The organism is Pseudomonas sp. PS01297 (assembly GCF_029959305.1).
GTDB classification, from domain to species: domain Bacteria; phylum Pseudomonadota; class Gammaproteobacteria; order Pseudomonadales; family Pseudomonadaceae; genus Aquipseudomonas; species Aquipseudomonas helleri.
In genome coordinates this window covers 1-12,870 of record NZ_JASCPQ010000127.1, presented here as the reverse complement: position 1 = coordinate 12,870, position 12,870 = coordinate 1, and the positions used below count along the sequence as shown (strand labels likewise).

Genomic DNA, 12,870 nt, shown 5'->3' with positions numbered 1-12,870 from the left:
AGGCACGAGGCTGCGATGCGGGCCGCAGGACCGCCGTCCAGGGTCGCTTCGCAACCCATCGCAGCCTCGTACCTCGTCAGCGGCTACAGGGGTTTCAAACTATTTCTTCAGGCACAAAAAAGGCTGCTTTGGTTAAAAGCAGCCTGTCTGAACGAGAGATAGACTCTCGAAAAGTTATTAAGTTCCCCATCAAAAACAATAACTTAGGTAATTGTGTACAACTCGTGCTACTGGTCGGATTCCGATTGTAACCAACCCTTTTGAGCCTCAGGATCGCCCCGTCATTCTTTTGAGGCTCACCCATGAAGCTCACCTCCATTCTCTTGTTGTCCCTTGGCCTGGTCAGTGGCGTAGCCTCGGCCGGTGGCACCACCGAAGCCGGTGTAGGCGGCGCATTGGGCGGGGTGCTGGGCGCCGTGGTTGGCCAACAACTGGGCGGTTCTACCGGTTCAGCCATTGGGGCTGGCGTAGGCGGCGCAGCAGGTAGCGCGGTGGGGGCCGACAAGCGCAGCCGTGGCGAAGCCGCGATTGGCGGCGCTTTGGGCGCAGCCGGCGGTAACGTGTTGGGCCGTGGAGTGGGCGGCAGCACGGGCGCTCTGGTCGGTTCTGCCGCAGGCGGCGGTGCTGGCGGCGCACTGGGCAATTACATGGGCAATAAAAGCGATGCCGATGATCGCCGCGCCCGTGACCGCGACGACCGCCGCTACTATCGTGACGACCACCGGGGCCGTGGCCATGCCTACGGTCATCACCAGAAAAGAAAGCACCGTCATCACTGATACCCCACAAACGGGAGGCCAAGGCCTCCCGATTTGTTTGGCTCACCGCGTACGCCGGCAAATTGTTTCAATGCATTACGCCCGTCTTTATTTGCCCGAATCATGCAGGCTGCATGATTGTACGTTTTACTCAAAAACCTATCTTGTTGATAAACAAAGAGTTATTCACAAAACCCGGCTTGGCATGGCCCCTGCAATTCCCTGAATGAAGGCTGCACCTCATTTCATTTCAGGAGCACAACAATAATGATCGGGACGACAGAGCACTATCCTCCTGCCCCGCAGGATTCCTCCAACCAGTCAGGCGTGTCCTGGGCCGCAATTTTTGCGGGTGCCGCTGCCGCGGCTTCACTTTCTTTGCTGCTGATTTTGCTGGGTGCCGGATTGGGTTTTTCGGCCGTTTCACCGTGGGCAGATGAAGGCGTTGGCGCCAAAGCGCTGGGCTTTACTGCGATTATCTGGCTGGCCGTGACGCAAATCATTGCATCAGGCATGGGCGGTTACTTGGCCGGTCGTCTGCGGGTCAAATGGTCCAGCATGCACGGCGATGAAGTGTACTTTCGCGACACCGCACACGGCTTTTTGTCGTGGGCAGTGGCCACGCTGGTGTCTGCGGTACTGATCGCCAGCTCCCTGAGCAGCGTGATCGGCAGCGGCGTTCAAGCAACCGCTAACGTGGCTTCCGGTGCGGCATCAGCTGTCACCAGTGCAGCCGGTGAGCACATGCGCAAAGGCGGCGGTGATAAAGGCCCGGAATATTTCATCGACAGCCTGTTTCGCAATGACCAGGGCACAGCCCTCAGCGAGCAAGATGTGCGCAGCGTCGTAAGCCGCATTCTGGTGCGCGGCCTGCACGACGGCGAACTGAACGCCGAGGACCGCAGTTACCTGGCGCAGATCGTTGCCCAGCGTACTAACCTGACTCAGCCAGAGGCCGAGCAACGGGTTGACCAGGTCTACGCCAAAGCCCATCAGGCCATTGAAGACGCCAAGGTCAAAGCCAAAGAAGCCGCTGACCTGGCTGCCAAAGCGGCTGCCTGGAGCACTCTGTGGGCCTTCATCACACTGCTGCTCGGCGCGTTCTTTGCCAGCCTGTGTGCAACCTTTGGTGGTCGCCGTCGTGATGCCGTGACCTACCTCACCCCCACTGATCGTTAATTCTGGAGAATAAAAATGCGCTCGATTCTGTTGTTTTTTCTCGGCATCCCAATCCCGATCATCATCCTGATTGCGCTGTTTGTTCACTGACAGCCTGAACAATGGCCTTCCTCGCGAAGGCCATTTTTTTGCTTTGATTTAAACCGGCAGGCACGTGGTGGATTTGATCTCAGACAGCGCAACGATTGAGTTCACCTCCTGGATACCCGGTACCATCGACAGCTTTTCGAAGAAGAAGCGCTCATAGGCTTCAATGTCGGCCGTGACGATACGCAGCAAAAAGTCCACCGCCCCCATCAGCACATAACACTCCAGCACCTCAGGAAACCCGCGAATGGCGTCGGTGAATTCGGTGAAGTTGGAGCGCCCGTGCGCGTTGAGTTTAATCTCGGCAAAAATCTGCGTGTTGAGGCCGATTTTCTTGCGGTCCAGCAAGGTCACTTGCCCGCGAATAATGCCCTCGTCTTTCATCCGCTGAATGCGCCGCCAGCACGGTGATTGTGACAACCCCACCTGTTCGGCGATCTGTGCGCTGGACAGCGAAGCGTCTTCTTGCAGCAGCGCGAGGATGCGCCGGTCGTAAGCGTCGAGTTCGCCTTGCATAAAAATACCTGTGGATAAGTTATTGGCGACATGAATAAGTCTTTCTTTCGCGTAATCGCTGCATCTTAGATAAAAAATACCGCGCCCGACGTGTAAATATTTCTCCAGCCTAATCAGGAGTCATCCCATGCCGCTGCTGGAAGCCGTCCACCCCTCAACCCGCCCCGATGTCTGGGCCAACAATGCTGCGCCGTGTGCGGTGCGGTTTTGTATTCAGGCAGAGGCCGAAGCGGATGTGTTGTGCCGGGTGCTCAACCTGTTCGCCTTGCAGCAACTCGTGCCGCGGCACGTTGAAGTGCTGCGCGATGACGACAGTTTCAGCATCAACATCGTCAGTGACGAGCAAAGCTGGCACCGCGCCCAGGTGATTGGCGAAAAATTGCGCAACTTGGTCAGCGTCTTCGACATGACGCTCGAACTCGACCAGCCTGCAAGGTCGGCATTGACCGGGTAATAGCTGGCAACCATTGCGCAAGCCTTCATCAGCTCCAGGTGGCTAGGCTTCAAACACGCAGACAAGGATCCGTCTGCGCAGTGATTGAAGTCGCCCCAGGAGCTGTCTATGCGCAATGCCCCGCCTCATGACCAATGGCTTACCCTCAAACAGCTGCTGCCCGTATTGCTCGCTCAAGGTCGCCTGAAGCAAAGCTGCGCCGAACACGCCTTGATCAGCAGCCGCGAGCCACTCAATGCCCCGTTGCATCCGCTGGTGTTTCTGGCCAATCAACAGCTTGCAGACCCCACCCGCCCCGGCAAACACCTGGACCTCGAAACCCTGACCGCGTGGCTCGCTGAAGAATTCGGCCAACCGTACCTGCGCCTCGACCCGCTCAAGATCGACGTGGCGACGGTCACCGGGCTCATGTCATTTGCCTTCGCCCAGCGCCATCAAATCCTCGCCGTGGCCGCCGATGAACACACCATCACCATTGCCAGCGCCCAGCCTTGGGTCAGCAGTTGGGAGGCCGACCTCAAACAGGTGCTCAAGCGCCCCATCCGGCGGGTGATTGCCAACCCTCAAGAGATCCAGCGCCTGAGTGTGGAGTTTTTCAACGTGGCCAAATCGGTGACGGGGGCGGTGCTGAATGATCAAAAAACCAGCAACCCGGCCAACCTTGAGCAACTGTTAACGCTGGGCAGCGCCAGCCAGGAGCCCGACGCCAACGACGCGCACATTGTGAATATCGTCGACTGGTTGTTTCAGTACGCCTTTGAGCAACGGGCCAGCGATATCCATATCGAACCGCGCCGCGAACAGGGTGGCGTGCGCTTTCGCATCGACGGCGTGCTGCACACCGTTTACCAATTCCCGCCGCACGTCACCATGGCCATTGTCAGCCGCCTCAAAAGTCTGGGCCGGATGAACGTTGCCGAAAAACGCAAACCCCAGGACGGTCGCCTCAAAACCAAAACCCCCGCCGGGGCTGAAGTCGAGCTGCGTCTCGCCACCTTGCCGACAGCTTTTGGCGAAAAAATGGTCATGCGTATTTTCGACCCGCAGGTCTTGCTCAAAAGCTTCGACCAACTGGGCTTTGACGGCGAAGACCTGCAGCGTTGGGAGCACATGATCCGCCAGCCCAACGGCATCATCCTGATCACCGGCCCCACCGGCTCAGGTAAAACCAGCACCCTGTATGCCACGCTCAAGCAACTGGCCACCCCGCAAATCAACCTGTGCACCCTCGAAGACCCGATCGAAATGATTGAACCCGCGTTCAACCAGATGCAGGTGCAAACCAATATCGACCTGACCTTCGCCAACGGCGTGCGCGCCCTGATGCGCCAGGACCCGGACATCATCATGCTCGGCGAAATACGCGACCTCGAAACCGCCGAAGTGGCCATTCAGGCAGCGCTGACCGGCCACTTGGTGCTGTCCACCCTGCACACCAACGATGCGCCCAGCGCCATCAGCCGCCTGCAAGAACTAGGCGTTGCGCCTTACTTGATCAAAGCCACACTGCTGGGCGTGATGGCCCAACGGCTGGTGCGTACCCTGTGCCCCGAGTGCAAGGCCGAGCAGCCCGTGCAGGCGCACGACTGGCAGCACTTCGCCCCCGGCTGGGGCCACCCGCCTCCCGCTCATACCTACAAGGCCAATGGCTGCATGGCGTGCCGGGACACGGGCTATTGCGGGCGCTCCGGGGTGTACGAAATCATGCTGATGAACGACCGCCTGAGCGCGCTGATCAACCCGCAAACTGACATCAACGCCCTGCGCCGCGACGCCTGCATTGAAGGAATGCGGCCACTAAGAATCGCGGCTGCACAAAAAGTGACCAGCGGCATGACCACGCTGGAAGAAGCCTTGCGTGTAACACCGGCGTGATGGACTTATCTTGACTAAAATTTAAACAGTTAAGCCGTTTACAAGCAGGTTACCCTGCGCTCGGGCTGAGTTTTTCTCGGTCGATCCATCACAGACAAGGAAGGGTTATGCAAGTAGGTTCAGTGGTTCTGTTGTTTGTCGTACTGGCTATCGCCGTGCTCTTCATGGGCTTCAAGGTTGTCCCACAGGGTTATCAGTGGACAGTGGAGCGTTTTGGCCGATACACCAACACCCTTAAACCCGGCCTGAACATCATCATCCCGGTGATGGACCGCATCGGACGCAAGATCAACGTGATGGAAAGCGTGCTGGATATTCCGCCGCAGGAGGTCATTACCGCCGACAACGCCACCGTTCAAATTGATGCCGTGTGTTTTTTCCAGGTGGTCAATACGGCTCAGGCAGCGTACGAGGTTAACAACCTTGAACACGCCATTCGCAACCTGCTGCAGACCAACATCCGCACAGTGCTTGGCTCGATGGAGCTAGACGCCATGCTCAGCCAGCGTGACGGAATCAACGAAAAGCTGTTGCGCACGGTCGATGAAGCAACTGCACCCTGGGGCATCAAAATCACCCGGATCGAGATTAAAGACATCAGCCCGCCCGCGGACCTGATGGCGGCGATGTCAGGCCAGATGAAAGCAGAGCGCATCAAGCGTGCACAGATCCTTGAGGCCGAAGGCCTGCGAGCCTCTGCGATCTTGACCGCCGAAGGTAAAAAACAGGCGCAGATCCTCGAAGCCGAAGGCGGTCGTCAGGCTGCGTTCCTGGAGTCCGAAGCCCGCGAACGTCAGGCCGAAGCAGAAGCCCGCGCTACACAAGTGGTTTCCGAAGCCATTGCCACCGGCAACGTTCAAGCGATCAATTACTTTGTGGCGCAAAAGTATATTGATGCACTGGGCAAGCTCGCCTCTGCTGACAACAGCAAAGTTATCCTCATGCCACTGGAAGCGAGCCAGGTGATTGGCGCTGTAGGCGGCATCGGCGAGATCGTCAAAGCCACTTTCGACAACAAAAAGGCCTGAGGTATGTGGGAGTTCATGCAAAACCTCAGCTATTGGGACTGGTTGGCACTGGGCACCGTCCTGCTGATTCTGGAAGTGTTCGGCGCAGGCGGTTATCTGCTGTGGGTGGGCATTGCCGGGATTATTGTCGGTGTGGTGACCTTCCTGATACCCGCATTGTCTTGGGCGTTGCAACTCCCACTGTTTGGCATACTGGCGATCCTGACGGCGGTGTTCTGGTGGAAACGCCAGCGCAACACCGTCACCAGCAGCGATCAACCTGAACTCAACAGTCGCGGCCACGAATTGATCGGCCGCACATTTGTTGTTCAACAAGCCATTGTGGAAGGTCGGGGCAAAATCAAGGTCGGTGACAGCGTGTGGATGGCGGTCGGGCCGGATGCTGAGGCAGGCACGCCGGTGCGCGTTACGGGTCAGCATGGAACCGTGTTAAGCGTTGAAATTGTGACGTGAGGTAACGGAACTCCCTGTCGATTACTACAATCAAACAGGTAGCTAACCTCCTTGGAGTACCTCTCATGCGCCTCAAATATGCTGTCGCCGCTGCTGCACTGTTGTCCCTTCCTGTTTCAGCCATGGCCGACGGCTTTTGGCGTGACGTCTTGTCTTCAGGGGCGACGACCGGTTCGACGTACCTGACCTTCAAAAAAGACCGCAAAGTGATTGCCGCTCAAGATGACGCGGGCAGCTTTGTGGCCAGCAACGGCGAAATCCGTGGGCCTTATCTGGAGTCGGCGATGCAGCAAGTGCGCTCTGACAACCCGAACTTGAAGGTCAGCGACATGGACCTGGCGAACGCGATTCTGGTCAAGAACGCTACGTCTGAGTAACCCAGATGTGTAGTCGCTGCCACAGGCTGCGATAAGCTCCGCAGGAGCTTCACCCTTGGGGCTGCTGCGCAGCCCATCGCAGCCTGCGGCAGCGGCTACAAGTCTTCGCCTCGTACTTTTTCATTCAGCCTCTGTACAGAATTTTCACCGGCTGTGAACAACGCGCTGGGTATGCTTTACTCACCCAAATTCACATCGGACGTCTAGCCTCTATGAGTTCCCTGCCTTTCCTGCCGTTTTCCAAACCCACCATTGATGAAGCCACTATTGCTGCCGTCGGCGACGTGTTGCGCTCGGGCTGGATCACCAGCGGGCCAAAGGTTCAGGCGTTCGAGGCGCAGTTGTCCGAGTACTTTGGCGGGCGCCCGGTGCGCACGTTCAACTCCGGCACCTGCACCATGGAAATCGCCCTGCGTATCGCTGGTATCGGTGCGGGCGACGAGGTGATCACCACGCCTATTTCGTGGGTAGCCACCGCTAACGTGATCATCGAAGTCGGCGCCACCCCGGTGTTTGCAGACATCGACCCGGTGACCCGCAACATCGATCTGGCCAAGGTTGAAGCGGCCATCACGCCACGCACCAAAGCCATTATTCCGGTGTACCTATCGGGCTTGCCTGTCGACATGGATGCCCTCTATGCACTGGCGAAAAAACACAACCTGCGCGTTGTTGAAGACGCCGCTCAAGCCCTGGGTTCGAGCTGGCAAGGGCAGCGCATTGGCGCTCGCGGGGATTTCGTGTCGTTCAGCTTCCAGGCCAACAAGAACATCACCTCGTCCGAGGGCGGTTGTCTGGTCCTGAACAACGAAGAAGAAGCCCGTCTGGCCGAGAAGTACCGCCTGCAAGGCGTGACCCGCACCGGTTTCGACGGCCTGGATGTGGACGTGCTGGGTGGCAAGTTCAACATGACCGACATCGCTGCGGCGATCGGCCTGGGTCAATTTGCCCACATCGAAGCCATCACGGCGCATCGCCGTGAGCTGGCCAAGCATTACTTCGACTGCTTCGGCGCGGATTTTGAAGCCGAGTATGGCGCGCAACTTCCGGTGGCTGACTTCACCAACACCAACTGGCACTTGTTCCAACTGGTCTTGCCCGAGCGCAAAGACGGCCAGCCGGCACGTGCGACCTTTATGAAAGAAATGCAGGCATTGGGCGTCGGCATCGGTTACCACTACCCGCCGATTCACTTGCTGAGCTTGTACCGTGAGCGCGGGTTCAAGGAAGGGATGTTGCCGGTGGCCGAACGTGTAGGACGTTTAATCGTGTCCCTGCCGATGTTTACCGCCATGACCAAGGCTGATGTCGAGCGTTCAGTAGCGGCGGTTAAAGCCGTACTCAAAGACGCTTAACAGCCCATATCTGTAGGAGCGAGCTTGCCTCGCGATCTTTTGATCTTTTAAAAGATCGCGAGGCGAGCTCGCTCCTACAGGGGTTTGGTTTACTCGCCGATAGCAGCTTTGTAGCCGGCGGCGTCCAGCAGTTTTTCCAGCTCGGCGGTGTTGGCTGGCTTGAGCTTGAAGATCCAGTTGGCGTACGAATCGTCGTTCAGCCTTTCAGGTGCATCCGCCAGACCGTCATTGACGGCAATCACTTCGCCCGACACCGGCGAGTAAATGTCCGAGGCGGCTTTTACCGACTCAACCACGCCCGCTGTATCGCCTGCCGCGAACACTGTGCCCACTTCCGGCAGCTCAACAAACACCACATCCCCCAGCGCTTCTTGAGCGTGATCGCTGATACCGACGGTGATCGAGCCATCAGCTTCCAGACGTGCCCACTCGTGACTTTCAGCAAAGCGCAGGTCCGCAGGGATATTGCTCATATTCAGTGTCCTCAAGAAGAAATGTCAGCGGCTCACACGGTAGGTGAGCCTGCCAGTAAACGTTAGATCAAGGCTTTGCCAAGACGAACAAAAGTCGGTTTAACCACGCGAACCGGGTACCACTTGCCACGAATTTCTACCTCGGCACGGTCGGCCGTTGCCATCGGAACTCGCGCCAAGGCAATCGATTTGCTTAGCGTAGGAGAGAAGCTACCACTGGTGATCTCTCCTTCGCCAACATCTGCGATGCGAACGACCTGATGTGCACGTAGGACACCGCGCTCTTCCAGCACCAAACCCACCAGTTTGAGCCGTGAACCGCTGGCTTTTTCTGCCTCCAGCGCTTCGCGCCCGATGAAGTTACGCGAGGCGGGCTCCCAGGCGACAGTCCACGCCATATTGGCTGAAAGGGGCGAGACAGACAGGTGAATATCCTGCCCATACAAGTTCATGCCGGCCTCAAGACGCAAGGTATCGCGCGCGCCCAAGCCTATCGGAGAAATGCCGGCGCCGACCAGATCGTTAAAGAACGCGGGCGCTTGATCGGCCGGGAGCACAATTTCCAGGCCGTCTTCACCGGTATAGCCGGTGCGGGCGATAAACCAGTCGCCGCTGACCTGCCCTTCAAAGGGCTTGAGCTGTTGAATAAGCTGGCTACGAGACTGGCTCACCAGCTCGGCCACTTTGTGCCGGGCCTGTGGGCCTTGAATGGCCAGCAGCGCCAACTCGGGGCGCTCATGCAGCTGCACGGCGTAGCCACCCAGGTGGCTGTTCATCCAGGCCAGGTCCTGATCGCGGGTGGCGGCGTTAACGATAAGCCGATACCCCGTCGGCATCAGGTAGACGATCATGTCGTCCACCACCCCACCGTTTTCGTTGAGCATGGCGCTATACAGTGCGCGGCCGGGTGTGTTCAGACGTTCGACATCGTTTGCCAACAAATGCTGTAGCCATTCCTTGGCCTGATCCCCGGTGACGTCAATCACGGTCATATGCGAGACATCAAAAACCCCACAGTCGCGGCGCACCTCATGGTGTTCCTCAACTTGCGAGCCGTAATGCAAGGGCATATCCCAACCGCCAAAATCGACCATTTTCGCGCCGAGGGCGAGATGCAGGTCATACAGAGGCGTACGCTGTCCCATGGGTCTCTCCTTCCGGGCTTGGCGAAGGTGCGGACAGGCTTGTAGAACGTTTGAGGCTGTTGAAACAGGCCTTTGCGCGTTTAACAAACGACCTGGCCTGACAGACAGACCGCACCGAATGCCGCGCATTGTAGCCGTATGCAGGAGGACTGGCACCTAACCGTTGCGATGGGCCGAGCGGCGAATCAGGCCGATCACCGGTAGCAAACCCACCAGCACCAAGGTCAATGCTGGCAGGGACGCCCGCGCCCACTCGCCCTCACTGGTCATCTCAAAGATCCGTACCGCCAGCGTGTCCCAGCCAAATGGACGCATCAGCAAGGTGGCCGGCATCTCTTTGAGTACATCGACAAACACCAGCAACGCAGCGCTCAGAGTGCCCGGCAGGAGTAACGGCAGATACACTTTGAAAAACAGTCGCGGGCCACTCACACCCAGGCTACGGGCCACCTCGGGCAAAGACGGTCGAATCCGCGCCAGGCTGTTTTCCAGCGGGCCATAGGCTACCGCGATAAAGCGCACCAGATACGCCAGCAGCAACGCCGACAAGCTGCCCAGCAACAGCGGCTTGCCCGCCCCGCCCAACCAGCCGGACACCGGCACCACCAGCTCGCGGTCCAGGTAGCTGAAGGCCAACATGATCGACACCGCCAACACCGAGCCCGGCAAGGCATACCCGAGGTTCGCCAGGCTGACCCCGGCGCGAATCGTCGGGGTCGGCGCCTGACGCCGGGCAAACGCCAGCACCAGCGCCACGCAGACGGTAATCAGCGCGGCCATGCTGCCCAGATACAAGGTGTGCAGGATCAGCCCGGTGTAGCGCTCATCCAGATCAAAACGCCCGCGCTGCCAGAACCACACCACCAATTGCAGCAGCGGGATGACGAAGGCGCAGGCAAACACCAGCAGGCACCAGCCGCTGGCCAGCCAGGCCTTGAGGCCGCGCAAGTGATACAAGGCCTTGACCCGTGGCCGCTCGTTGCTGGCCCGGCTTGCACCCCGCGCCCGGCGTTCACCGTAGAGCACGACCATCACTACCAGCAGCAACAGGCTGGCCAGTTGGGCGGCGGTCGACAGGCTGAAAAAGCCGTACCAGGTTTTGTAAATCGCGGTGGTAAAGGTGTCGAAGTTGAACACCGACACGGCGCCAAAATCGGCCAGGGTTTCCATCAGCGCCAACGCCACACCGGCACCAATGGCCGGGCGCGCCATGGGCAAAGCGACCCGCCAAAACGCCTGCCACGGGCTTTGCCCCAGAATGCGGGCGGCTTCCATCAGGCCTTTGCCCTGGGCCAAAAAGGCGGTGCGCGCCAGCAGGTACACGTAGGGGTAGAACACCAGAATCAGCACGATGATCACGCCGCCGGTGGAGCGTACCCGAGGCAGCCGCAGGCCCATGCCAAACCATTCTCGTAACAGGGTTTGCACCGGCCCGGCGAAGTCCAGCAGGCCGACAAAGACAAACGCCAGCACATAAGCCGGAATCGCAAACGGCAGCATCAACGCCCAGTCCAGCCAGCGCCTGCCGGGGAACTCGCAGAGGCTGGTCAGCCACGCCAGGCTGACCCCGAGCAAGGTCACCCCAATGCCTACGCCGACAATCAGCGTCAGCGTGTTGCCCAGCAGGCGCGGCATCTGCGTGTCCCACAAATGGCTCCAGATCTGGCCGTCAATGTTTTGCCAGGACAGCAGCAAAACGCTCAGCGGCAGCAACACCAGAGCGGCAATCGTAAAGACCAGCGGATACCAGCGACGTTGGGCGGGATGGGCCACGAAAAAATCTCGGAAGGGTGTATGCAATGTTACAAAAACCATGTAGCCGCTGCCGCAGGCTGCGATGGGGTGCGCAGCGGCCCCGCTCTTTCAAGAACGAAGGTCCTGCGGCCCTTATCGCAGCCTGCGGCAGCGGCTACAAAAGCAATGCTTCGGGCTTTTTATCAATTCCAGCCAGCGCGGTCCATCATGCGGATCGCTTCAGCCTGGCGCTTGCCCGCGACTTCAACGGGCAGTTCGTCAGCCTTGAACTTGCCCCAGCTGGCCACTTCGGCCGAGGGCTCAACGCTCGGGTTGGCCGGGAATTCCTGGTTGGTGTCGGCAAAAATCGTTTGGGCTTCAGGGGTGGTCATCCACTCCACCAGCGCTTTGGCAGCTTCTGGATGAGGCGCGTACTTGGTCAGGCCAATACCCGACAGGTTGACGTGAACTCCGCGGTCGGCCTGGTTCGGCCAGAACAGTTTTACCGCCAGGTCAGGCTTTTGCTTGTGCAGGCGACCGTAGTAGTAGGTGTTGACGATGCCGACGTCGCATTGCCCGGCGTTGATCGCTTCCAGCACCGCGATGTCATCGGAGAACACGTCGGTGGACAGGTTGTTAACCCAGCCTTTGAGGATCTCTTCGGTTTTTTGCGGGCCATTCACTTCGATCATGGTCGCGGTCAGTGACTGGTTGTAGACCTTCTTCGCGGTGCGCAGGCACAGGCGCCCTTCCCACTTTTTGTCTGCCAGCGCTTCGTAGGTCGATAGCTCGTCTGGCTTGACCCGGTCAGAGGCGTAGGCGATGGTCCGTGCGCGCAGGCTCAAGCCCGTCCACTCGTGGCTTGAGGAGCGGTATTGAGGCGGGATGTTTTTATCGATGATCTCGGACTTGATCGGCTGCAAGATGCCCATTTGCTCGGCTTGCCAGAGGTTACCGGCGTCTACGGTGAGCAACAGGTCAGCCGTGGCGTTTTGGCCTTCAGCCTTGATGCGCTGCATGAGCGGCGCTTCCTTGTCGGTAATGAATTTGACCTTGACCCCGGTTTTCGCGGTGTAGGCGTCAAATACCGGCTTGATCAGCTCGTCGATGCGCGAGGAATAAACCACCACTTCATCGGCAGCAAAAACGCTGCTCCCGAACACGGTAAGGGCCAGGGCAGTCAGTAGACGCTTGGGTGCCAGCATGGAGGGCGGTCTCTCTAATGCGAATCGGGCGTAAATGGTAGTGAATCACATTTGCCAGCTCAACCGAACTCGCCCCCGAGGCGTTACCAGATGTTGCAGACAACCAAAATCCCCTTGTAGGAGCGAGCTTGCTCGCGATCTTTTGGTCTTTAAAAGATCGCGAGCAAGCTCGCTCCTACAGGATCCGCGTTCGATTAGATGTATTGCTACAAAGCCTTGGCCAGCGGCGGC

Annotated in this window: 13 protein-coding genes; 8 read left to right on the top strand and 5 right to left on the bottom strand. The window is 58.6% G+C overall.

The genetic code is table 11. The annotated features are described in order from the left end of the window. Positions 1-302: 302 nt before the first annotated feature. Positions 303-779 carry a glycine zipper domain-containing protein gene (locus QMX84_RS24110; RefSeq protein WP_262124956.1) on the top strand — a complete coding sequence of 159 codons (477 nt, stop codon included), beginning with the start codon at positions 303-305 and terminating at the stop codon, positions 777-779. Between the two features lie 246 nt (positions 780-1,025). After that, positions 1,026-1,937, top strand: a complete 912-nt coding sequence (locus QMX84_RS24105) for a hypothetical protein (RefSeq protein WP_153336492.1) — start codon at positions 1,026-1,028, stop codon at positions 1,935-1,937. A gap of 138 nt (positions 1,938-2,075) precedes the next feature. On the opposite strand, the gene QMX84_RS24100 is transcribed toward QMX84_RS24105, so the two are convergent. Continuing rightward, positions 2,076-2,540: an Lrp/AsnC family transcriptional regulator gene (locus QMX84_RS24100; protein ID WP_048366866.1), complete on the bottom strand. Its 465-nt coding sequence runs from the start codon at positions 2,538-2,540 to the stop codon at positions 2,076-2,078. 127 nt (positions 2,541-2,667) lie between these two features. Between QMX84_RS24100 and QMX84_RS24095 the strand changes: the two genes are divergently transcribed. The 6 genes from QMX84_RS24095 to QMX84_RS24070 all read left to right on the top strand — a co-directional run bounded on the left by QMX84_RS24095 (position 2,668) and on the right by QMX84_RS24070 (position 8,082). Beyond that, on the top strand, positions 2,668-2,994 hold the full coding sequence (locus QMX84_RS24095; protein ID WP_123750986.1) for a hypothetical protein: 327 nt from the start codon (positions 2,668-2,670) through the stop codon (positions 2,992-2,994). Between the two features lie 102 nt (positions 2,995-3,096). Then, on the top strand, positions 3,097-4,869 hold the full coding sequence (locus QMX84_RS24090; RefSeq protein ID WP_282364952.1) for a GspE/PulE family protein: 1,773 nt from the start codon (positions 3,097-3,099) through the stop codon (positions 4,867-4,869). A gap of 107 nt (positions 4,870-4,976) precedes the next feature. After that, entirely contained in the window at positions 4,977-5,897 is a 921-nt protein-coding gene (locus QMX84_RS24085) for an SPFH domain-containing protein (RefSeq protein WP_282364951.1), read from the top strand. A 3-nt stretch (positions 5,898-5,900) separates the two neighbouring features. Next, positions 5,901-6,350, top strand: a complete 450-nt coding sequence (locus tag QMX84_RS24080; RefSeq protein WP_282364950.1) for an NfeD family protein — start codon at positions 5,901-5,903, stop codon at positions 6,348-6,350. A gap of 65 nt (positions 6,351-6,415) precedes the next feature. Continuing rightward, positions 6,416-6,727 carry a DUF2388 domain-containing protein gene (locus QMX84_RS24075; RefSeq protein WP_153374655.1) on the top strand — a complete coding sequence of 104 codons (312 nt, stop codon included), beginning with the start codon at positions 6,416-6,418 and terminating at the stop codon, positions 6,725-6,727. A gap of 212 nt (positions 6,728-6,939) precedes the next feature. Next, a complete protein-coding gene (locus QMX84_RS24070; RefSeq protein ID WP_048366872.1) occupies positions 6,940-8,082 on the top strand; it encodes a DegT/DnrJ/EryC1/StrS aminotransferase family protein in 1,143 nt (380 codons plus the stop codon). Between the two features lie 89 nt (positions 8,083-8,171). Here the strand turns inward: QMX84_RS24070 and gcvH are convergent, their stop codons facing one another. The 4 genes from gcvH to QMX84_RS24050 form a co-directional block, all read right to left on the bottom strand. Continuing rightward, a complete protein-coding gene (gene gcvH / locus QMX84_RS24065) occupies positions 8,172-8,555 on the bottom strand; it encodes a glycine cleavage system protein GcvH (RefSeq protein ID WP_262124952.1) in 384 nt (127 codons plus the stop codon). A 62-nt stretch (positions 8,556-8,617) separates the two neighbouring features. Continuing rightward, complete coding sequence (gene gcvT / locus QMX84_RS24060) at positions 8,618-9,700, bottom strand: glycine cleavage system aminomethyltransferase GcvT (protein WP_048366874.1); 1,083 nt, start codon at positions 9,698-9,700, stop codon at positions 8,618-8,620. A 156-nt stretch (positions 9,701-9,856) separates the two neighbouring features. Then, positions 9,857-11,473, bottom strand: coding sequence for an iron ABC transporter permease (locus QMX84_RS24055; protein ID WP_282364949.1), 1,617 nt, complete (start codon positions 11,471-11,473; stop codon positions 9,857-9,859). Positions 11,474-11,637: 164 nt separating this feature from the next. Continuing rightward, positions 11,638-12,639: an extracellular solute-binding protein gene (locus tag QMX84_RS24050; RefSeq protein WP_153333939.1), complete on the bottom strand. Its 1,002-nt coding sequence runs from the start codon at positions 12,637-12,639 to the stop codon at positions 11,638-11,640. Positions 12,640-12,870: the final 231 nt, after the last annotated feature.